Source organism: Pseudarthrobacter naphthalenicus, from assembly GCF_029076445.1.
In the GTDB taxonomy this organism is placed as follows: domain Bacteria; phylum Actinomycetota; class Actinomycetes; order Actinomycetales; family Micrococcaceae; genus Arthrobacter; species Arthrobacter naphthalenicus.
The window spans coordinates 112,841-134,015 of record NZ_JARESG010000008.1; the positions used below are offsets into that span (position 1 = coordinate 112,841).

The 21,175-nt window shown below is 66.8% G+C and carries 18 protein-coding genes; 14 read left to right on the forward strand and 4 right to left on the reverse strand.

Annotation, left to right across the window (positions count from 1 at the left end; genetic code table 11):
• The first annotated feature begins 58 nt into the window (after positions 1-58).
• The 13 genes from pyrR to PY310_RS10130 all read left to right on the forward strand — a co-directional run bounded on the left by pyrR (position 59) and on the right by PY310_RS10130 (position 15,260).
• On the forward strand, positions 59-646 hold the full coding sequence (pyrR, locus tag PY310_RS10070; protein ID WP_275214247.1) for a bifunctional pyr operon transcriptional regulator/uracil phosphoribosyltransferase PyrR: 588 nt from the start codon (positions 59-61) through the stop codon (positions 644-646).
• A complete protein-coding gene (locus PY310_RS10075; RefSeq protein ID WP_275214248.1) occupies positions 643-1,677 on the forward strand; it encodes an aspartate carbamoyltransferase catalytic subunit in 1,035 nt (344 codons plus the stop codon). The genes pyrR and PY310_RS10075 overlap by 4 nt, the downstream gene beginning before the upstream one ends.
• A complete protein-coding gene (locus tag PY310_RS10080) occupies positions 1,677-3,029 on the forward strand; it encodes a dihydroorotase (protein ID WP_275214249.1) in 1,353 nt (450 codons plus the stop codon). The genes PY310_RS10075 and PY310_RS10080 overlap by 1 nt, the downstream gene beginning before the upstream one ends.
• Positions 3,029-3,556 (forward strand): PH-like domain-containing protein, encoded by a 528-nt coding sequence (locus PY310_RS10085; protein ID WP_275214250.1) that lies wholly within the window; start codon positions 3,029-3,031, stop codon positions 3,554-3,556. Before PY310_RS10080 ends, PY310_RS10085 begins: the two co-directional genes overlap by 1 nt.
• The gene (gene carA, locus PY310_RS10090; protein ID WP_275214311.1) at positions 3,537-4,838 is read left to right on the forward strand and encodes a glutamine-hydrolyzing carbamoyl-phosphate synthase small subunit; all 1,302 of its coding nucleotides are present in this window, start codon (positions 3,537-3,539) and stop codon (positions 4,836-4,838) included. Before PY310_RS10085 ends, carA begins: the two co-directional genes overlap by 20 nt.
• Entirely contained in the window at positions 4,838-8,176 is a 3,339-nt protein-coding gene (carB, locus tag PY310_RS10095; protein WP_275214251.1) for a carbamoyl-phosphate synthase large subunit, read from the forward strand. Before carA ends, carB begins: the two co-directional genes overlap by 1 nt.
• On the forward strand, positions 8,169-9,032 hold the full coding sequence (pyrF, locus tag PY310_RS10100) for an orotidine-5'-phosphate decarboxylase (protein WP_275214252.1): 864 nt from the start codon (positions 8,169-8,171) through the stop codon (positions 9,030-9,032). The genes carB and pyrF overlap by 8 nt, the downstream gene beginning before the upstream one ends.
• A 143-nt stretch (positions 9,033-9,175) precedes the next feature.
• The gene (gene mihF / locus PY310_RS10105; protein ID WP_275214253.1) at positions 9,176-9,493 is read left to right on the forward strand and encodes an integration host factor, actinobacterial type; all 318 of its coding nucleotides are present in this window, start codon (positions 9,176-9,178) and stop codon (positions 9,491-9,493) included.
• Between the two features lie 45 nt (positions 9,494-9,538).
• A complete protein-coding gene (gmk, locus tag PY310_RS10110) occupies positions 9,539-10,114 on the forward strand; it encodes a guanylate kinase (protein WP_275214254.1) in 576 nt (191 codons plus the stop codon).
• Between the two features lie 36 nt (positions 10,115-10,150).
• On the forward strand, positions 10,151-10,411 hold the full coding sequence (rpoZ, locus tag PY310_RS10115) for a DNA-directed RNA polymerase subunit omega (RefSeq protein WP_275214255.1): 261 nt from the start codon (positions 10,151-10,153) through the stop codon (positions 10,409-10,411).
• 27 nt (positions 10,412-10,438) lie between these two features.
• Positions 10,439-11,686 (forward strand): bifunctional phosphopantothenoylcysteine decarboxylase/phosphopantothenate--cysteine ligase CoaBC, encoded by a 1,248-nt coding sequence (gene coaBC / locus PY310_RS10120; RefSeq protein WP_275214256.1) that lies wholly within the window; start codon positions 10,439-10,441, stop codon positions 11,684-11,686.
• Positions 11,687-11,764: 78 nt separating this feature from the next.
• Complete coding sequence (gene metK, locus PY310_RS10125) at positions 11,765-13,000, forward strand: methionine adenosyltransferase (protein WP_275214257.1); 1,236 nt, start codon at positions 11,765-11,767, stop codon at positions 12,998-13,000.
• An 88-nt stretch (positions 13,001-13,088) separates the two neighbouring features.
• A complete protein-coding gene (locus PY310_RS10130; RefSeq protein ID WP_275214258.1) occupies positions 13,089-15,260 on the forward strand; it encodes a primosomal protein N' in 2,172 nt (723 codons plus the stop codon).
• Between the two features lie 9 nt (positions 15,261-15,269).
• On the opposite strand, the gene PY310_RS10135 is transcribed toward PY310_RS10130, so the two are convergent.
• The 4 genes from PY310_RS10135 to PY310_RS10150 are packed head-to-tail and all read right to left on the reverse strand — an operon-like array spanning position 15,270 to position 19,153.
• On the reverse strand, positions 15,270-16,361 hold the full coding sequence (locus PY310_RS10135; RefSeq protein WP_275214259.1) for a glycosyltransferase family 4 protein: 1,092 nt from the start codon (positions 16,359-16,361) through the stop codon (positions 15,270-15,272).
• Complete coding sequence (locus PY310_RS10140) at positions 16,358-17,287, reverse strand: alpha/beta fold hydrolase (RefSeq protein ID WP_275214260.1); 930 nt, start codon at positions 17,285-17,287, stop codon at positions 16,358-16,360. The genes PY310_RS10135 and PY310_RS10140 overlap by 4 nt, the downstream gene beginning before the upstream one ends.
• 11 nt (positions 17,288-17,298) lie before the next feature.
• Positions 17,299-18,168, reverse strand: a complete 870-nt coding sequence (locus PY310_RS10145) for an aldo/keto reductase (RefSeq protein ID WP_275214261.1) — start codon at positions 18,166-18,168, stop codon at positions 17,299-17,301.
• Between the two features lie 10 nt (positions 18,169-18,178).
• Positions 18,179-19,153: a sugar-binding transcriptional regulator gene (locus tag PY310_RS10150; RefSeq protein WP_275214262.1), complete on the reverse strand. Its 975-nt coding sequence runs from the start codon at positions 19,151-19,153 to the stop codon at positions 18,179-18,181.
• Positions 19,154-19,332: 179 nt separating this feature from the next.
• On the opposite strand from PY310_RS10150, the gene PY310_RS10155 reads away from it, so the two are divergent.
• On the forward strand, positions 19,333-21,087 hold the full coding sequence (locus tag PY310_RS10155; RefSeq protein ID WP_275214263.1) for a glycerol-3-phosphate dehydrogenase/oxidase: 1,755 nt from the start codon (positions 19,333-19,335) through the stop codon (positions 21,085-21,087).
• Positions 21,088-21,175: the final 88 nt, after the last annotated feature.

Consider the following 21,175-nt stretch of genomic DNA (forward strand, 5'->3'; position numbering starts at 1 on the left):
ACCGCACATGATCCTTTTTTAATTCCGTCCCGTGAGGCGGGGAAAGGGGAGACGAGCGTTGACTTCCGTCACAAGCGCACCGGTTCCAGCCAGGGTTGTTCTCAGCCAGGCGGACATTGACCGGGCCCTCACTCGTATCGCCCATGAAATCCTCGAGGCCAACAAAGGCTCCCAGGACCTGGTCCTGTTGGGCATCCCGCGCCGCGGTTACCCGCTGGCGCTTCGCCTGGCACACAAGATTGCGGCAGCGGACCCCACGGTCAACGCCGCTGAAATCGTCGGTCAGCTGGATGTGACCATGTTCCGCGATGACCTTTCACGCCAGCCCACCAGGCCGCCGTACCCCACCCAGCTCCCGCGCACGGGAATCGACAACAAGGTTGTGGTGCTCATTGATGACGTCCTGTATTCCGGCCGGACCATCCGCGCCGCCCTCGACGCCATCACCGACCTCGGCCGTCCCCGGATTGTCAGGCTGGCTGTGCTGATCGACCGCGGCCACCGCGAGCTCCCTATCCGGGCCGACCACGTGGGAAAGAACCTCCCCACCTCCTCCGCGGAGAAAGTCAGGGTCCGCCTGGAGGAAACTGACACCGCGGCAGACGGGGCCAAGGTCAACGAAGTGGTCATCGAGGGCGGTCTGTGAAACACCTGCTCTCCACCGAAGACCTCAGCCTCGCCAACGCCATCCGCATCCTCGACACCGCCGAAGAAATGGCGGCCGTGGGAGACCGCGAAGTCAAGAAGCTCCCGGTCCTCCGAGGCCGCACGGTGGTCAATCTCTTCTTCGAGGACTCCACCCGGACGCGGATCTCCTTCGAAGCGGCCGCCAAACGGCTGTCCGCGGACGTCATCAACTTCGCCGCCAAGGGCTCGTCCGTTTCCAAGGGCGAATCCCTCAAGGACACGGCCCAGACGCTGGCAGCCATGGGTGTTGACGCCGTCGTGATCCGTCACTGGGCCTCCGGCGCACCGCACCGCCTGGCCGCCACCGACTGGATTGACGCAGCCGTCATCAACGCCGGCGACGGCACCCACGAACACCCCACCCAGGCACTCCTTGACGCCTTCACCATGCGCCGTCACTGGTCCAGGCTCTCCGGGAACGGGTCCATCGGTGCTGACCTGAAGGGGATGCGCGTCGCCATCGCCGGCGACGTCCTGCATTCCCGCGTCGCCCGCTCCAACGTCTGGCTGCTCCGCACCCTGGGCGCTGACGTCACCCTCGTGGCGCCGCCCACCCTGCTGCCCATCGGCGTCGAGCACTGGCCCTGCAAGGTCAGCTACGACATCGACGAAACCCTCAAAAAGGGAGTGGACGCGGTGATGATGCTGCGGGTGCAGGGCGAGCGGATGAACGCCTCATTCTTCCCGTCCACCCGCGAGTACTCCCGCCGCTGGGGCTTTGACGACAACCGGCTCCGCGCGCTGGACTCCCTGGGGCTCAAAGACACCATCATCATGCACCCCGGCCCCATGAACCGGGGCCTGGAAATTTCCGCGGCCGCCGCCGATTCACCCCGTTCCACCGTGCTTGCACAGGTGCGCAACGGCGTCTCGATCCGCATGGCCGCACTGTATTTGCTGCTCTCCGGGGACACCCGCGAACCAGCCGCCACCGCGGGCACAGCCACTGACCCTGCCCGCACACCCCGTTCCACAGAGGAGAGCAAGTAATGGCAGAGAACAACGGAACGTACCTGATCCGCGGTGCGGCCATCCTGGGCGGCGACGCCGAGGACCTGCTTATCCGTGACGGCGTTATCACCGCCCGTGGCACCGGCGCGGCCGGCCACAGTGACGCCCAGGCCGCCACCGTCATCGAGGCGGCCGGCCTGGTGGCGCTGCCCGGCATGGTGGACGTGCACACCCACCTGCGCGAACCCGGCCGTGAAGATGCCGAGACCGTCGAGACCGGCACCCGCGCCGCAGCCCTGGGCGGCTACACGGCCGTCCACGCCATGGCCAACAGCAATCCGGTGGCGGACACCGCCGGCGTGGTGGAGCAGGTCCACAGCCTGGGCCGTGCCGCCGGCTGGGTGGACGTCCGCCCCGTGGGCGCCGTCACCGTGGGCCTGGCGGGGGAGCAGCTCGCCGAGCTGGGCGCCATGGCCGATTCCCGCGCCCAGGTGCGGATGTTCTCCGACGACGGCATCTGCGTCCACGATCCCGTGCTGATGCGCCGCGCGCTGGAGTACGTCAAAGCGTTCGACGGCGTGGTTGCCCAGCACGCGCAGGAACCCCGCCTCACCGCCGGGGCCCAGATGAACGAGGGCGCCGTCTCCGCGGTCCTGGGCCTCACGGGCTGGCCCGCGGTGGCCGAGGAAAGCATCATTGCCCGCGACGTGCTGCTGGCACAGCACGTGGACTCCCGACTGCACGTCTGCCACGTCTCCACCGCCGGCTCCGTGGAGATCATCCGCTGGGCCAAGGAACGCGGCATCAACGTCACCGCCGAGGTCACCCCGCACCACCTCCTGCTGACGGACGATCTGGTCCGCAGCTACAACCCGGTCTACAAGGTCAACCCGCCGCTGCGCACGGATGCCGATGTGCAGGCCCTGCGCGCCGGACTGGCTGACGGCACCATCGACGTTGTGGGCACCGACCACGCCCCGCACCCCAGCGAGCACAAGGAATGCGAGTGGGCGCAGGCAGCCATGGGCATGACCGGGCTGGAAACCGCCCTGTCCGTGGTCCAGCACACCATGATCGAGACGGGCCTGATGACGTGGGCCGACTTCGCCCGGGTGACCTCCACCGCCGCCGCCCGGATCGGCCGCCTGGCGGACCAGGGCCGGCCCTTGGACGCCGGCGAGCCCGCCAACCTCATCCTGGTGGACCCCGCCGCCCGCTGGACCGTCGATCCGGAAAAAATGGCCACCATGGGCCGCAACTCCCCGTTTGCCGGCCTGGAACTGCCGGGCAAGGTGGTCGCCACGTTCTACAAGGGCCACCCCACCGTGCTGGCCGGCGAGCTCAACACCCCCTACCGCGAATCGGCGGCGGCTGCGGCAGGCGCCGCCTGATGAACACCCAGACCCTCGCGCTGGTCAGCACCCTGGCGATTATCGCCGTCGTGCTGGTCATGATCGGGTTCGGCTGGCGGAACCGCCTCCGGCGGCAGGCCGGCGTCGACCCTTTGCCCGCAGTGCCCGCGGAGCCCGGTGAGCCGGACGCCGAGGCGGAAGGCCAGTACGTTGCCACCACCACCGCCGGTGACTGGCTCGACCGGATCGCCGTCCACGGCCTCGGCATCCGGACCAACGCCGTCCTGAGTGTGTACCCGCACGGTTTGCTCCTGGACCGCTCAGGAGCCCCGGCCGTCTACATCCCTGCCGGCCGCCTGACCGGTGTCCGGATGGAAAGCGGCATGGCAGGCAAGTTTGTGGAAAAGGATGGTCTCCTGGTGATGACGTGGGACCTCGGGGCCAACTCCGTGGACACCGGCTTCCGGACCCGCAGGGCTGCCGACAAGGACGTCCTCCATGACTCTCTTCAGCGATTGATCGCCGCCCCCCAAGAACATTCCCAGGATCCCCAGAGTGGAAAGTAAGACAGTGACTGAAACAGCGACACCCCAAGCAACGAGTTCCCCCACGGCGCCCGCACCGGCGGTCTTCGTCCTGGAAGACGGCCGTATGTTCCGCGGCACCAGCTACGGTGCGCAGGGCACCGCCCTGGGCGAGGCAGTGTTCGCCACGGGCATGACCGGCTACCAGGAGACCATCACGGATCCCTCCTACGCCCGCCAGCTCGTGGTGCAGACCGCACCGCACATCGGCAACACCGGCGTGAACAGTGACGACGCCGAGTCCCGCCGCATTTGGGTGGCCGGCTACATTGTCCGCGACGCCGCACGACGCCCCTCCAACTGGCGCTCTGAACGCTCCCTGGACGCGGAGCTTGTTGACCAGGGGATCGTAGGAATCCAGGGCGTGGATACCCGCGCCATCACCCGGCACCTGCGCGAACACAAGACCATGCGCGCCGGAATCTTCTCAGGCGACGCCGCCAAGGCCTCTGACAAGGAACTGGTAGCCGCCGTCCTGGCCAGCGCGCCGATGGAAGGCGCCCGCCTGGCTGAGGAAGTCAGCGTGGACAAGGCGTACGTGGTGGATCCCAAGGACCACGGCTGGGAAGGCGACGCCCGGTTCAGCATCGCCGCCATCGACCTCGGCATCAAGGCCATGACCCCGGTCCGGTTCGCCGAACGCGGCGTCCGGGTCCACGTGCTCCCGGCCACCGCCACCCTGGAAGACGTCAAGGCCGTCAACCCGGACGGGTTCTTCATGTCCAACGGCCCCGGTGACCCGGCCACGGCCGACGCCCAGGTCAAGCTCCTGCGCTCGGTCCTGGATGAGAAACTGCCGTACTTCGGCATCTGCTTCGGAAACCAGATCCTGGGCCGCGCGCTCGGCTTCGGTACGTACAAACTCCGCTACGGCCACCGCGGCATCAACCAGCCCGTGATGGACCGCCGCACCGGCAAGGTGGAAATCACCTCCCAGAACCACGGTTTCGCCGTGGACGCCCCGCTCGACGGCGCCACGCAGGCCCCGGAGGAGCGGTACGGCCGCGTCGAGGTCAGCCACATCAGCCTGAACGACGACGTCGTGGAGGGCCTGGCCTGCCTGGACATCCCCGCCTTCTCGGTCCAATACCACCCCGAGGCTGCCGCCGGGCCGCACGACGCCGCCTACCTGTTCGACCGTTTCATCGACCTGATGGAAGGCACCCGGGATGGCCGGACGGCCAACCTCTCCAAGGAACCGGTGGACTCCGCACACCCGGCAGCAACGCAGAAGACTGACAACAAGACTGAGGACAACAAGTAATGCCGAAACGTACAGATCTCAAAAGCGTCCTCGTCATTGGTTCCGGCCCGATCGTCATCGGCCAGGCCGCCGAATTCGACTACTCCGGCACCCAGGCACTGCGGGTCCTCAAGGAGGAGGGCCTCCGGGTCATCCTGGTGAACTCCAACCCGGCCACCATCATGACGGATCCCGAGTTCGCAGACGCCACCTACATCGAGCCCATCACCCCCGAGGTGGTGGAGAAGATCATCGCCAAGGAGCGGCCCGATGCCATCCTCCCCACCCTCGGCGGCCAGACAGCGCTGAACACGGCCATCGCCCTGGACAAGAACGGTGTGCTGGAAAAGTACAACGTAGAGCTCATCGGTGCCAACATCGCGGCGATCGAGCTCGGCGAGGACCGGGAGAAGTTCAAGGGCGTGGTGGAACGCTGCGGGGCCGAATCGGCCCGGAGCCACATCATCCACACCATTGACGAGGCCCTCAAGGCAGCCGAAGACCTCGGCTACCCGATGGTGGTCCGGCCCTCCTTCACCATGGGCGGCCTCGGCTCCGGCCTGGCCTACGACGAGGGAGACCTCCGCCGCATTGTGGGCCAGGGCCTGCAGTACAGCCCCACGTCCGAGGTGCTGCTCGAAGAGAGCATCCTGGGCTGGAAGGAGTACGAACTCGAGATGATGCGGGACAAGAACGACAACGTCGTGGTTGTTTGCTCCATCGAAAACTTTGATCCGGTGGGCGTCCACACCGGCGACTCCATCACGGTGGCCCCGGCACTGACCCTCACCGACCGCGAGTACCAGCGGCTGCGCGACATCTCCATCGCCGTCATCCGTGAAGTGGGCGTGGACACCGGCGGCTGCAACATCCAGTTCGCGGTGGAGCCGGACACCGGCCGTGTGGTGGTCATCGAAATGAACCCGCGCGTTTCCCGGTCCTCGGCCCTGGCCTCAAAGGCCACCGGCTTTGCCATTGCCAAGATCGCCACCAAGCTCTCGCTCGGCTACACCCTGGATGAGATCCCGAACGACATCACCCAGAAGACCCCCGCGTCTTTCGAACCCACCCTGGACTATGTGGTGGTGAAGGTCCCGCGCTTCGCTTTCGAGAAGTTCCCGGCAGCGGACGACACCCTGACCACCACCATGAAGTCCGTGGGCGAAGCGATGGCCATGGGCCGCAACTTCACCGAAGCCCTGCAGAAGGCTCTGCGCTCCCTGGAGCAGAAGGGCTCGCAGCTGGACTTCACCCCGGTCCCGGAATGGGAAGTCCCGGAGCTGATCGAAAAGGCCAAACGGCCCACCACCGAACGCCTGCACCAGGTCCAGCGTGCCCTGCTCGGCGGCGCCACCGTGGAACAGCTCTTCGAAGCCACCAAGATCGACCCCTGGTACCTCGACCAGCTCCAGCTGCTCAACGAAATCTCCCACGAGATCCGCAAGGCCGGCTCCCTGACGGTGGAGATGCTCCAGCGCGCCAAGCGCCACGGCTTCTCGGACCAGCAGATCGGTGCCCTGACGCACAACTCCGAAGCCGTGGTCCGCGGGGTCCGCCAGGCCCTCGGCATCCGCCCCGTCTACAAGACCGTGGACACTTGCGCCGCCGAATTCGCCGCGTACACCCCTTACCACTACTCGTCCTACGACGAGGAGGACGAGATTGCGCTGCACGCCAAGCCGTCCATCCTGATCCTGGGCTCCGGGCCCAACCGGATCGGCCAGGGAATCGAATTCGACTACTCCTGCGTTCACGCCTCCATGGCGCTGCGCAAGGCCGGGTACGAAACCGTGATGGTCAACTGCAACCCCGAGACCGTCTCCACGGACTATGACGTCTCCACCCGCCTGTACTTCGAGCCGCTGACGCTCGAAGACGTGCTGGAGGTCATCGCCGCCGAAGAGCGCACCGGCGGAGTCATGGGTGTGTTCGTCCAGCTGGGCGGCCAGACCCCGCTGAAGCTGGCGCAGCAGCTGGCCGACGCCGGCGTCCCCATCCTGGGCACGTCCCCGGAAGCGATCGATCTCGCCGAGCACCGCGGCGAATTCTCCCGCGTCCTGGACAACGCCGGCCTGATCGCCCCGAAGAACGGCACCGCCGTGTCCTTCGAGGACGCCAAGAAGATCGCGGACGAAATCGGTTACCCGGTCCTGGTCCGCCCGTCCTACGTCCTGGGCGGCCGCGGCATGGAAATTGTCTACGACGAGCCGAACCTCTCCCGGTACATCGCCAACGCCACCGAAATCACCCCGGACCACCCGGTCCTGATCGACCGGTTCCTGGAGGACGCCGTCGAAATCGATGTCGACGCCCTCTTCGACGGCACCGACATGTACCTCGGCGGCATCATGGAGCACATCGAGGAGGCCGGGATCCACTCCGGTGACTCCGCGTGCGTGCTGCCCCCGATCACCCTCGGCAACAACGTGCTCGAGCGGGTCCGCACCGCCACCCGCGCCATCGCCGAAGGCGTGGGCGTCCGCGGCCTGATCAACATCCAGTTCGCGCTGGCCTCGGACGTGCTCTATGTCCTGGAAGCGAACCCGCGGGCCTCCCGTACCGTGCCGTTCGTCTCCAAGGCAACCGGCGTGCAGATGGCCAAGGCCGCGGCCCTGATCGGCACCGGCGTCACCATCAACCAGCTCCGCACCGCCTACAAGATGCTGCCGGAAACCGGGGACGGTTCCTCCCTGCCGCTCGACGCGCCGGTCTCGGTCAAGGAAGCAGTGCTGCCCTTCAGCCGCTTCCGCACCCCGGAAGGCAAGGTGGTGGATTCCCTGCTCGGCCCGGAAATGCGTTCCACCGGCGAAGTCATGGGCATCGACAAGCACTTCGACACCGCCTTCGCCAAGAGCCAGGCGGCTGCGAACAATGCCCTGCCCACCGAAGGCAAGATCTTCGTCTCCGTGGCCAACCGCGATAAGCGTGCCGTCATCATGGCCATCAAGCGGCTGTCTGATCTCGGCTTCGAAATTGTCTCCACCGGCGGCACGGCCGATGTCCTGCGCCGCAACGGCATCCAGGCCAGTACGGTCCGCAAGGTCGCCGAAGGAAGCAGCGCCGAAGGCGAAGGCACCATTGCCGACCTGGTCATTGCCGGTGAGATCGACATGGTGTTCAACACGCCCTCCGGCGGGGAAGCCCGCAGCGACGGTTACGCACTGCGCGCCGCCGCCACGTCCATCGGCATCCCCTGCATCACCACGGTGGCCGAAATCAACGCCGCGGTACAGGCCATCGAGGCGATGCGCACCTACGAATGGTCGGTCACCAGCCTGCAGGAGCACGCCGCTGCCCTGGCGGCGTCGCAGGCCGCTGCCGCGCAGTCCGCCGCAACGCAGGTTGCGCAGCATGCCTGAGTCCGGCCCCGCACCGTCCACCGGCCGGGAGTCCTTCGGCTCCCGGCTGGGGGCGGCCATGGCGGCCCGCGGCCCGCTGTGTGTGGGCATTGACCCGCACCCCGCGCTCCTGAAGAACTGGGGACTGGACGACGACGCCGCCGGGCTGAGGCGGTTTTCGCTGACCGTCCTGGAGGCAGTAGGTTCGCTCGCTGCCGCGGTAAAGCCGCAGGTGGCGCTTTACGAGCGCCACGGCTCAGCCGGCATGGCCGTGCTGGAGGAAGTACTGGCCGCCGCCGACGGCCAGGTGCTCACCATCGCCGACGCCAAGCGGGGCGACATCGGCTCCACCATGGCCGCCTACGCGGATGCCTGGCTCCGGGACGGATCGGCGCTGGCGGCCGATTCTGTGACGCTGAGCCCCTACCTCGGGTTTGAGTCGCTCCGGCCGGCCCTGGAGCTGGCGGCGCAGTACGGACGCGGCGTCTTTGTGCTCGCCCTGACCTCCAACCCGGAGGGCGCCTCGGTCCAGCACGTCGGCGGCGCGGACTCCGTGGCGCGCCGGATCACGGAAGCCGCCACGGCGGAGAACCGGCGCTTTACCGGGCCGCTCGGCTCAGTCGGGCTGGTGGTCGGCGCCACGGTAGGCACGGCGCTGGCCGACCTGCGGCTCGACCTGGAAGCCGTCCGCGGGCCCATCCTTGCCCCGGGTCTGGGTGCCCAGGGCGCAACGCCGGCTGATCTTCGCAGGACATTCGGTGCGGCGTACCCGCAGGTGCTGGGCACATCGAGCCGGGACATCCTTGCCGCCGGCCCGGGGATCCAGGGACTGCAGGATGCGGCCCGGCGAACGCTGAACGGCCTCCGCGAAAGTTGAGCCGCGGGTTTGGCGAATTCACGCGGTTGCCGGGCCGGATAATGCGGGCGTCCATTGATTCAAGGGGCCCCAAAGGGTAGTTTCAGGACAAGTCCAATGGCGGCCGCCATGGACGCATCTGAAAATTTCCGGGGGTGTCCTCCATGAGCCTGCGACCCTTATCCGCGTCAGAACGCGCTGATGCCCTGCAGAAGGCCGCCGCGGCCCGGGCAGCCCGGGCCGCGGTGAAGGAACGGCTCAAGAACGGCGAGACGTCGGCGGCGGACATCATCAGCTCAGCGGCCCAGGACGACGCCTTGGCGCGGATGCGGGTAGCCGAACTGTTGGAGGCCCTGCCGGGCATCGGTAAGGTGCGGGCGGCGGCCATAATGGAGCAACTGGGCATCGCGGCTTCCCGGCGGGTCCGCGGCCTGGGCATTCACCAGCGCCAGGCGCTGGTAGATTTTATAGACGAGAAATAGGGCGAACCACTCTTCGTCGATCCAAACACCGCCGCAAAGGAACATGTGAGCAAGAAACCGGGACTGACAGTCCTCGCAGGTCCGACGGCTGTTGGTAAAGGCACCGTGTCCACCTACATCCGGGATAATTACCCCGAAGTCTGGCTTTCCGTTTCGGCCACCACCCGCGCCCCGCGCCCCGGTGAGCAGGACGGTGTCCACTACTTTTTCAAATCCAAGGAAGAGTTCGAGAAGCTCGTTGCAGCCGGCGAGCTCCTGGAATGGGCCGTGGTCCACGGCCAGAACACGTACGGAACACTCAAGAGCACCGTAAAGCAGGCCATCGCGGACGGAAAGTCCGTGCTGCTGGAAATTGACCTGCAGGGAGCCCGGCAGGTTAAAGCTGCCGTTCCGGACGCCCAGTTCGTCTTCCTGGCACCCCCCAGCTGGGACGAAATGGTGCGCCGGCTCGTGGGCCGCGGCACGGAAAGTGCCGACGAGCAGCAGCGACGCCTGGAAACCGCTAAACTGGAACTTGCCGCTGAACCGGAGTTTGACTACACCGTCGTTAACGATGACATTCGCCGGGCAGCGGACGAGCTTGTTTCACTCATGGGGCTGACCCCGCACCCGCACCAGTAGCGCGTACAAGTCAGCCCGTTAGAATTTGGAGAATTCGTGTCCACGAACCTTGAAGGCATCATCAACCCGCCGATCGACGATCTGCTGAAGGTAGCTGATTCCAAGTACGGCCTGGTGATCTTCGGTGCCAAGCGTGCACGTCAGATCAACGCCTACTACGCCCAGCTGCACGAGGGCCTGTTCGAATACGTCGGCCCGCTGGTCGATACCAAGCTGAACGAGAAGTCGCTGTCCATCGCCCTGCGCGAGATCAACGAAGGCAAGCTCGTTTCCACCCCGATCGAAGCTTCAGAGTAAGTCTGACTGCCTGTTGACGGAGGTCACGTGCGCATAGTCCTCGGAGTCGGGGGAGGGATTGCGGCCTACAAGGTCGCATCGCTCCTCCGGCTTTTTACTGAAGCCGGCCACAACGTCACGGTGATACCCACCGAGGCGGCTACCCGCTTTGTGGGTGTCGCCACCTGGGAAGCCCTTTCCGGCAACCCCGTCAGCAACAGCGTCTTCGACGACGTTCATCAGGTCAACCACGTCAGGCTCGGCCATGAGGCCGACCTGATCGTGGTGGCACCGGCTACTGCGGACCTCCTGGCCCGTGCGGCCACGGGTCAGGCCGGTGACCTCCTCACCAACACGTTGCTGATGGCCCGGGGGCCGGTACTTTTCGCCCCAGCCATGCACACGGAAATGTGGCAGCACGCCGCCACCCGCGCCAACGTCGAGACCCTGCGCAGCCGGGGCGTCGCCGTCCTCGAACCGGCCAGTGGCCGGCTCACCGGCGCCGACTCCGGTCCGGGCCGCCTGCCCGAACCGGAAGCCATCTTCGACGCGGCCATGGCTCTCGCCCAGGGCCAGTCCGATTTCCAGCTCCCGCTGGCCGGCCGGAAGGTGACCATCAGCGCCGGCGGCACCCGGGAACCCCTGGATCCGGTCCGGTTTTTGGGCAACAGGTCTTCCGGGAAGCAGGGCGTTGCGCTGGCCGTTGCGGCCCGCAACGCCGGTGCCACGGTCCGGCTCATCGCGGCCCACATGGACGTCCCGGCTCCCGCCGGCGTGGACGTGGTCAGGGTGGAAACCGCCCTGCAGCTGAGGGAAGCCGCGCTTGCGGCAGCTGCCGATTCCGACGTCGTCATCATGGCCGCCGCGGTGGCAGACTTCCGTCCTGCGGAGGTCTCCGGCACAAAAATCAAAAAGCGCGATGACACGGCGGACCCGGTCATTACCCTGGTCCGCAACCCGGACATCCTGCAGGAATTGGTGGAGGCCCGCAGCGCTCCCGGGAATGAGGCTGCCCGCCGCCACCAGCTGATTGTCGGCTTCGCGGCGGAAACAGGTGACGGCCAGGGGGACGTCGTGGCGTACGCCGAGGCAAAACTCAAGCGCAAGGGCTGCGATCTCCTGGTGGTCAACCATGTGGGAACGGACAAGGTGTTTGGGCAGGACACCAATTCGGTAGTCATCCTGGCCCGCTCCGGCGCCGAACCTCAAGAGGCAGCCGGGTCCAAGTCCGAGGTTTCGGCCGCCGTGATCACACGGGTCGGCCACGAGCTGAACCACGTTTCACCGCACGCCTGACCCGCTCGCCGAACAGCGTTTCCTTAGCACGGGGACGCACGCGGCCGGACGTCCGTTCCCAACCAGTAAGGTAGTTGAGTGACTTTACCGCTGCACATTCCCCACACCCACGGGGCCACGCCCTCCGCGCTCCGGCTCTTTACCTCCGAGTCGGTCACCGAAGGCCACCCGGACAAAATCTGCGACCAGATCAGTGACGCCATCCTGGACGCGCTGCTGGCAGTGGACCCGGAGTCCCGCGTCGCCGTCGAGACCATGGCCACCACCGGCCTGGTCCACGTCGCCGGTGAGGTCACCACGGACGCCTACGTTGAAATCCCGCAGATCGTCCGGGAGACCATCCTGGGGATCGGCTACGACTCGTCGGCCAACGGTTTCGACGGCGCCCGCTGCGGCGTGTCAGTATCCATCGGCCAGCAGTCCAATGACATCGCCGGGGGTGTTTTCAATTCGCTGGAAGCCCGTGAAGGCCGCCAGGAGGACGATTACGATCTTCAGGGCGCCGGCGACCAGGGTCTGATGTTCGGCTACGCCAGCGACGAAACCCCGTCTTACATGCCCACCCCGATCTGGCTGGCACACCGCCTGTCCGAACGCCTCACGGTGGTGCGCAAGTCCGGCGAACTGGCCTATCTCCGTCCCGACGGCAAGACCCAGGTCACCGTGGGCTACGACAAAGACGTGCCCGTCTCCGTCGAGACCGTGGTCATTTCAAGCCAGCACGCGGAAGGCACCAGCCTGGACCGGCTCCGCGCCGACCTCGCCTCCTTCGTCATCGCCCCGGTGCTGGCTGCCGCCAACCTGGACATCACCCGGGCTGTAAACATCCTCAACCCTGCCGGCGAGTTCGTCATCGGCGGACCCGTGGGCGACGCCGGCCTGACCGGCCGCAAGATCATCGTGGACACCTACGGCGGCATGGCCCGCCACGGCGGCGGTGCCTTCTCCGGCAAGGACCCGTCCAAGGTGGACCGGTCCGCGGCCTACGCCATGCGCTGGGTGGCCAAGAACGTGGTGGCAGCCGGCCTTGCCAAGCGCGCCGAGATCCAGATCGCCTACGCCATCGGGCAGGCCCGTCCAGTAGGCACCTACGTGGAAACCTTCGGCACCGAAACAGTGGACCCGGCCCGCATCAGCGACGCCATCGCCGAGATCTTCGACCTCCGCCCCCGCGCCATCATCGACGCCCTGGATCTCAAACGGCCCATCTACGCCAAAACGGCCGCGCACGGACACTTCGGCCGCGACGATCCCGATTTCACGTGGGAGCGGCTGGACCGTGTGGACGACCTCAAGGCCTTCTTCAACGCCTAGCCTGCCGTCAGCGCCCCGCCAATCATCTGACCCCGCTGGAAATGTCAGGGCCAGGTGGTTGGCTGGTTTGTGAAAGGGGGTAACGGACATGGCAACACCTGAGACGGTCCACACCGGCCACGGCGTGCCCGGCCCCGTCCAGCCGTCCCTGCTTCAAGGGTTCCCCGCGGCCACCCGGCCGCCGGGACCGCCGCTGGCCGCCCACCTGCCCGTAGCCAGGGTGCAGGTGGAGACTTCCCTGCCGCACCTGGACCGGCCTTTCGACTACAGCGTGCCGGCAGAACTCGATCAGGCCGCGCAGGCGGGCGTCCGGGTAAAAGTGCGTTTCAACGGGCAGGAACTCACCGGGTTCATCATCGAACGCACCACAGAGTCCGACGCCGGCCACACCCTTGTGCCGCTGCAGAAAGTCATCTCTCCGGTTGCCGTCCTCACACCCGCGGTGCGGGATCTGGTAAACGCCGTCGCCGCCCGGTACGCGGGCACAGTCAACGATGTGCTGCGGGTGGCCGTCCCGCCGCGGATGGCACGCGTGGAGAAGGATTTCCTCGCCGCTGCCGTCCCGGAAGCGGCTGAGGCGCAGCGTGGCACGCCGACAGCCGGGAAGACCGGCCAGTCCACGCCGGGAGAGTCCGGCGTTGCGCCTGGTTCCTCAGGGGAGGGCGGCTGGGCAGGTTACCGCAACGGTCCGGCGTTTGTCCGCCACCTGCAGGAGGGCGGGAGCCCGCGGGCGGTCTTCAGCCCGCTGCAGGGCTACGGCCAGGCGGCGTGGCCCCGGTTGATCGCCGAGGCGGTGGCCGCAGTCCGTGCCTCCGGCCGCGGCGCCCTGGTCGTGGTGCCTGACTACCGCGACCTGGACCAGCTGGAGCAGGCGTTGCTGGACGTCCTGCCCGCCACTGACATCGCCCGGCTCACGGCAGATGACGGACCGACGCCGCGCTACCGCAGTTTCCTGCGCATCCTGGCCGGATCGGCGCGGGTGGCCATCGGCACACGGTCCGCAGCTTTCGCCCCCGTTCAGGACCTGGGCCTCGTGGTCTGCTGGGACGACGGCAACGAGCTCCACATCGAACAGCGCTCCCCGTACGCCCATGCCCGTGAGGTGTTGCTGCTCCGCGCGGATCAGGAGGGCACGGCATGCCTGATGGCGGGCCACGCCAGGAGTACGGAGCTGCAGCGGCTGGTGGAGGCGGGCTGGGCCATGCCGGTGGAAGCGGAGCGGGCACTGGTGCGGCGGACGGTTCCGCGCGTCCTGAACACCGCCGACAGCTTTGAACAGGAACGCGACCGGCTCGCGCTGGTGGCACGGCTTCCCGGCGCGGCGTGGCGGGCTGCCAAGGAAGGGCTGGAACGCGGGCCGGTGCTGGTGCAGGTGGCCAGGGCAGGCTACGCGCCGTCACTGGTTTGTGAGACGTGCCGGGAGCCCGCGCGCTGCCAGTCCTGCCGGGGACCCCTGGCCATTGGCGGAGCCAGCGGCAGCTCGGCCATTCCGCAGTGCCGCTGGTGCTCCACGCCCGCCCCGGACTGGCAGTGCGTCCACTGCTCCGGGCGGAAGCTTCGGAAAGGTGCCACCGGAGTCCTGCGGACTGCCGAGGAGCTGGGCCGGGCGTTCTCCGGTAAAGCGGTCATCACGTCCTCGGGCGATCAGGTCAAGGCCGTGGTGGGCACCGCGAACGCCCTGGTGGTGGCCACCATCGGAGCCGAGCCCGTTGCCGAGGCCGGCTATGCCGCTGCCCTCCTGCTCGATGGCGACTCGCTGCTGCGCCGGGAAAACCTGCGGGCCGGGGAGGACACCGTGCGCCGTTGGTTCAACGCCGCCGCGCTGGTGCGTCCCGCGTCCGACGGCGGCCTGGTGGTCATTACCGCGACCGAAAGCGTGGCGGTGGGTGCCCTGCTGCGGTGGGATCCTGCCGGGTATGCCCGGCGGGAGCTGGAGCTCCGGATGGAACTCCAGCTGCCCCCTGCCGTCCGGATCGCCTCGGTCACGGGGCCCCGCACCGCCGTCGTTCATTTCACCGCCGCGGTGGAGCACCAATTGGACCCGTCAGGGGTGCACCTGCGGACCGCAGGTCCCGCTCCTGTGATACTCACGGGCTCTGCGGCGGCCCAACAGTGCGACGACGTCCGGACCCTGCTGTTCTTCCCATACGGGCAGGCCGGCGCCGTTACCCGGGTGCTGCGGTCAACCAAGGCTGCTGCGGCCGCCAAGCGGACTGAGGAGCCGGTACAGGTCAGGCTCGACGGCGTTGACGTCCTGTAACCGTCTCCGTTAGCGGCGGCGCTTCCGGCGGGACCGGGCGGCCACGATATCGTGGGCGGTGTCCACGAGCTCCCGCGCGGATTCGTCCCAGCTGAATTCCGCCGCCCGGGCCACGGAACGGCGGGAGACATCCTGCCAGTGTTGCTGGTCCCGGAGTTTCTGCACGGCAGCGGCAAAGTCGACGGGGGACCCGGGATCAACGTACGAGGCAGCCTCGCCGCCCACCTCCCGGAAAATCGGGATGTCGCTGGCGATCACCGGCGTGCCCAGTGACATGGCTTCCACCAGCGGCAGCCCGTAGCCTTCGGCACGGGAGAGGCTGACTAAAGCAGTGGTGCGTTTGAGCAGGTCCGTGTATTCGTCGTCGGTGACGCCGTTGTGGAAGACCACCTTGGCGCCGGCAGGGACCATGCGCTCAAGATCGGCGCGCCGTTCCGGTGTGATCCGGCTGAGCAGATGCAGCGTGAAGTCGGGCAGCGCGGACATCCCGGCAATCAGGGTCTCCACGTTTTTGTAGGGCATGAACGAACCCATGTAGAGCAGGGTATGGTCGGATCCGGCGGCCGGGTCCCGCGGCTCCTGCGCGGGCTGGGGTGCGTTGCTGATGATCCGCACCGGCCGGCTGGTCAGCCGGTATTTGGCCATCAGCGCTTCAGTGGTCCTGCTGATGGTGGCTACGACGTCCGCGCGGTTCAGGAGGAGTCGCTGGGGCCAGAAGGCTTTGTGGTAGAGGCGCCAGAGGATGCGCACCGGCGCGGGCAGGAATCCCGGCGGGGCGGGGTGCTCGTAATAGATGAGGTCGTGGAGGGTCAGGACCAGGCCGTAGTCGCGCCCCCAGCTGCCCATGGTCTGCATGGGACAGACCACCACGTCCGCCCCTAACGGATTGATTTTGCGCGCCACAAACAGCTCCGCGGGGGAGAGCGGGCTGTTGATCAGCGTGTAGGGAACGTCCGGGAGCAGGGCGAGCTGACGGGGATCACTGATCAGCATGGAGACGTCGGCGATCCTGGCCGTCGCTGCGATCAGGCTTGCCCCGTAGCGACTGATCCCGTCGTGGTGGTCGTGTCGGGTGAACCGGGCATCGATGAGAATCTTCACGCGGGGTGGTCCTTAAGGAAGCTGCGAATGAAACCGGCGGCCGGTGCGGGCGTTTCGTAATGGATCAGATGGCCGACGCCGGCAATGACTTTGAGTTCCCCGTCCGGCAGGAGCCCGGCGAGGACGTGCTGGTCCGGCAGCGTGGCGATTTCGTCCTTCTCGCCGGCCACGAGCAGCACCGGCAGGGTGAGCTTCTCAGCAACCTCCGCCACGTGCGCGCTCACGGATGCGGTGAATGCCTGGAGGAGGCTTTCCCGGTCCGCGAAGCTGCTGAAGTAGGCGTGATGCTGGCCATGGATGAACCGGCGCAGGTCCTTGTCGGCCGTCTTGGCCATGGTCTCGCTCATGACCCGGACAATCAGCGGGCTCCGCAGCAGCGCCAGGCCCAGGGTGCGGGGGAGGCGTGCCGCGAGCCGATAATAGAGCACGGCCAATTTGGTCATGAGGCCCTTGGGGCCTTCCAGGGCGGGCGCGGCGATGGGATTGATGAGGATCAGCGGGGTGACCGTCCCGGGATGCGCGGCCACAAAGTGGGACGCGATGATGGAGCCGAAGGAGTGGCCCAGCAGCACGGTGTCCGGGCCCAGGCCGAGCGCCGCCATGAAGGAGCTGATGAAGTCGCCGTACTGGGACACCGAATGCTGTCCCGCCGCGAACGCGGCTGAGCTGCCGAAACCGGGCAGGTCCGGCATGATGATCCGCATTTCCGGCAGCTGATCGGCCACGCGGAGCAGGCCATGGTGGTCGCCGCGGAACCCGTGGATGACCAGGATGGTGCGGGTTTCGGCAGTGACCCGGACCGGTTCATAGGTCCAGTACGCGACGCGGCTGCCATCGAGTTCGATGTGCGCGGCATGGGTGCGGGCGGCCAGCCCGGTGCTGAAGTAGGCCGGCGCGGCGGATGGCTGGCGGGCAGCGGTCTTCACGATTCCCCGTCCTAGTTGACGTTGTCCGGGTGGGAGCCGGTGCGCTGCCCGCGCTCAAGCTCCGCAAGGGCCGCCATGTCGCGATCCGACAGGGCAAAGCCGAACACGTCCAGGTTCTCCCGGATGCGCGCCTCGGAACTTGCCTTGGGAATGGCGATGTTACCCAGCTGGATATGCCACCGCAGGATGATCTGCGCGGCTGTCCGCCGGTGTTCGGCTGCCAGGGCAAGCACCACGGGATCCGCCAGCACGTGGCCGCGGCCCAGCGGGCTCCAGGCCTCGGTCAGGATTCCCAGGCCCCGGTGCTTTTCCCTGAGCTCCGCCTGCTGCAGCCAAGGGTGCAGTTCGATCTGGTTTACCGCCGGCACCACTTCCGCGGTTTCCAACAGGCGGTCCAGGTGGGCCGGCTGGAAGTTGCAGACACCGATGGCGCGCACTTTCCCCTCGCGGTAAAGGGTCTCCAGGGCGCGGTACGTTTCGGCGAAGAGACCCCGCCGGGCACAGGGCCAGTGGATCAGGTACATGTCCACGTAGTCGAGGCCGAGGTTGACCATGGAGGTATCGAACGCCCGCAGCGTTTTGTCATAACCCTGATCGTCGTTCCAGACCTTCGTGGTGACGAAGACGTCCTCACGCCGGAGCCCCGGCGAGGATTCGCCGGAACCGCCGCTCCCGGCGTCGGAATCAACGGCCGCACCAAGGGCCCGGGCCACGCCGGTTTCGTTGCCGTACATGGCGGCGGTGTCGAAGTGCCGGTAACCGGTGCCCAGGGCCATGGCCACCAAGGATGAAGCCTCCGCCACCGGAACCTTGTAGAGCCCAAACCCCAACTGGTCGATCAGCACACCGTTGTTGAGACTAAGCCGGGGAGAAGGTTTCATAGGACTGACTTTACCCATTGGCCGGGGCCACACCTTCAAAGCCCACCAGACGGCGCGCGGTGGCTTCATCAAGGATCAGGTCGGTGGCGAGGCCCGCGGTGAGGGCGCCGCGCAGGCCGTTGATCTTGGACGCGCCGGACACCACGCAGATCCGGCGGCGGACCTGCCGCAACTGCGAGAGCGCCGGGCCGGTGGAACGTTCGTTCAGGACAATGCCGTCCGAGGATCCGTCCCGGCGGAAAAAGACGGTGGCGACGTCACCCACCACATCGGAGCGGGCAAGCATCCGAAGATCGGACTCGTCCAGGTAGCCGCCGGCATAAACGTGGCTCGGATAGTCCGCTTCGACGGATCCGACCCCGAAAATGGCGATGCTCATCCTGGCCTGCAGATCCAGGATGCGCTGCACGCTGCGCTCATTCCACATGGCCGCCTTGGTGGATGCATGGTCAAAGAACGCGGGCACCGGGAACTGCTCCACCCGGGCACCGTAGGCGCTGCCGAAACGGCGCATGATGTCGCTCGCATAGGTGATGCCGGTGGTATGCATGTTCCCGGCGCCGTTGAGTTGGACCACCACCGTGTCGTGGGTGATCTTGCGCGTCAGGTGCCTGCTGACGGCGCTGAGCGTGGAGCCCCAGGCGACGCCCAGGATGGCGTTGGAATCCACCAGGGGCCCGATGGTACGTGCCGCCTGCAGGGCCACGCGGTCAAGGGTTTCAGCCTCGTTAAGCGACTCGAGGACCGGAACGACGTGAACGTCCACGTTGTACTCCCGCCGGATCAGGCTTTCAAGCTCCGGGCCCGTGTCCAGCGGGTTGCGGATCTGGATTTGGACCAGACCTGTGTCCCTGGCTGCGGAAAGAAGCCTCGACACCGTGGACCGTGACGTCCGGAGTTCGCGGGCGATCGCGTCCATGGTCAGGTCCTGGAGGTAATACATCTGTGCAGCCCGGAGAGCGTCTGAGTGGCGGGAGTGCATCATTCGGCATCCATTCTGCACGTTTGTGCATAGAGCTTGACTGGTTTTTCCATAAGTCCAAAGAATAGTTGAAGAAGGGCGGCTGACCTGCGAAGGTAGCCCCATGGACTAAACCCAAGGAGCAGTTTTTGGGACTCAAGGACTCATCTGGCCATCCTCGCACCACGCCTGCGAAGCCCACGTTGCCACGTACCGCCGCCGCGGCCCTGCGGGAGCGGCCACAGGCCAAGGTGCTGATCATCGGCGGCGGAATCAATGGTGTGGGCACGTTCCGGGATCTCGCACTCCAGGGTGTGGATGTGGCGCTCGTGGAACGCGGCGACTACTGCCAGGGCGCCAGCGGGGCATCCTCACACATGATCCACGGCGGCATCCGCTACCTCGAAAACGGCGAGTTCCGGCTGGTCAGGGAGTCCGTGGTGGAGCGCAACCGGCTGCTGCGGATCGCCCCCCACTACGTCAAACCGCTTCAGACCACCATCCCCATCTTCAGCACCTTCTCCGGCGTGCTGTCCGCACCCCTCCGGTTCCTGACCCACAAGCAGCAGGGCAAGCCCAAAGAACGCGGCGCCTTCCTGATCAAGCTCGGCCTGAGCATGTACGACTCGTTCTCCCGCGACGGCGGTACCGTTCCCCGCCACCAGTTCCGGGGCCGCAAGCGGGCGCTGGCGGAACTTCCCCGACTGCATCCCGGCATCAAATATGCCGCCACCTACTTCGACGCTTCCGTGCACAACCCCGAACGCCTGACCCTGGACGTGCTCCAGGACGGTGAAAAGGCCGGGCAAGTGAACGCGGGAACGGCAGGCAGCACGGCCAGGGCCAGCAACTACGTCTCGCTCCAGTCGATGGGACCCGCGGCGCCGGCCGGGAACCGCAACTCGTCCGGCAGCACTGTTCAGTTGCGCGACGAACTGACCGGGGAGCTTTTTGACTTCACCGCCGACATCATTGTGAACACCACGGGGGCCTGGGTTGACCTGACCAACGAGGCAATGGGCGCGGCGTCCCGCTTTATGGGCGGCACCAAGGGATCGCACATCGTCCTTGACCACCCGCAGCTGCTCGAGGCCTGCAACGGCCGCGAAATCTTCTTCGAACACACCGACGGCCGGATCGTCCTGATCTACCCCATGGGGGACAGGGTGCTGGTGGGCACCACCGACGTCGACGCCGATATCAGCCAGGACGCGGTGTGCACGGACGGAGAGATCGATTACTTCCTGGAGCTGATCGGGCATGTCTTCCCTGACATCCCCGTGGACCGCGGGCAGATCGTCTATACGTTCTCCGGCGTACGGCCTTTGCCCCGCCACGACGAAACCCAGCCGGGATTCGTTTCCCGCGACTACCGGATCGAACGCCGGGCTGGCGGCACCGGCTCCGTAGTCTTCAGCCTGGTGGGCGGCAAGTGGACAACATTCCGGGCGCTGGCCGAACACCTGGCCAATGATGTCCTCTCCGAACTGGGCATGGAGCGCAAGGTCTCCACGGCAACAATGGCCATTGGCGGTGGCGCCGGTTTCCCGGCGAACGAGGCCGGCGTGCAGTCCTGGATCAAGGCCCACGTATCAGCGGACCGTGGCGCCGACCGGACGGCCCTCCTCCTCACCCGCTACGGCACCAGGGCCGAGGAAGTCATCAGCTTCCTCGACGACGGCCCGGATCAGTTGTTGCGCTCCACCCGTGAGCTCAGTATCCGCGAGCTTGAATACATGGCCCGCCATGAACAGGTTGGACACCTCGCCGATGTGCTCATCCGCCGGACCTCCCTCGCTTTCCGGGGTCTGGTCACGGGCGAGCTGCTCAACGAGGTGACTGAGGTGCTTGCCGGTCCGCTGGGCTGGGACGCCGCAGCACAGGCCCAAGAGATCCACGACGCCGAGGAGGTACTGGGGCGGTTGCACCGCGTGCAGGTCCACAGCCTGGTCGCCTAGCCGGCCACGCTGCAGCCGGAGCGTCAAACGCGCTCCGGCTCCACGGTCCCTCAACCCGCGAGGACCGATAACAAAAATAAGGAGTCAA

Bases quoted from the DNA above. Each gene is read 5' to 3' on its own strand.
- PY310_RS10080 (WP_275214249.1), top strand. From the start codon at position 1,677: ATGGCAGAGAACAACGGAACGTACCTGATCCGCGGTGCGGCCATCCTG.
- mihF (WP_275214253.1), top strand. From the start codon at position 9,176: ATGAGCCTGCGACCCTTATCCGCGTCAGAACGCGCTGATGCCCTGCAG.
- PY310_RS10145 (WP_275214261.1), bottom strand. From the start codon at position 18,168: ATGAAACCTTCTCCCCGGCTTAGTCTCAACAACGGTGTGCTGATCGAC.
- carB (WP_275214251.1), top strand. From the start codon at position 4,838: ATGCCGAAACGTACAGATCTCAAAAGCGTCCTCGTCATTGGTTCCGGC.
- PY310_RS10085 (WP_275214250.1), top strand. From the start codon at position 3,029: ATGAACACCCAGACCCTCGCGCTGGTCAGCACCCTGGCGATTATCGCC.
- pyrF (WP_275214252.1), top strand. From the start codon at position 8,169: ATGCCTGAGTCCGGCCCCGCACCGTCCACCGGCCGGGAGTCCTTCGGC.
- PY310_RS10150 (WP_275214262.1), bottom strand. From the start codon at position 19,153: ATGATGCACTCCCGCCACTCAGACGCTCTCCGGGCTGCACAGATGTAT.
- PY310_RS10130 (WP_275214258.1), top strand. From the start codon at position 13,089: ATGGCAACACCTGAGACGGTCCACACCGGCCACGGCGTGCCCGGCCCC.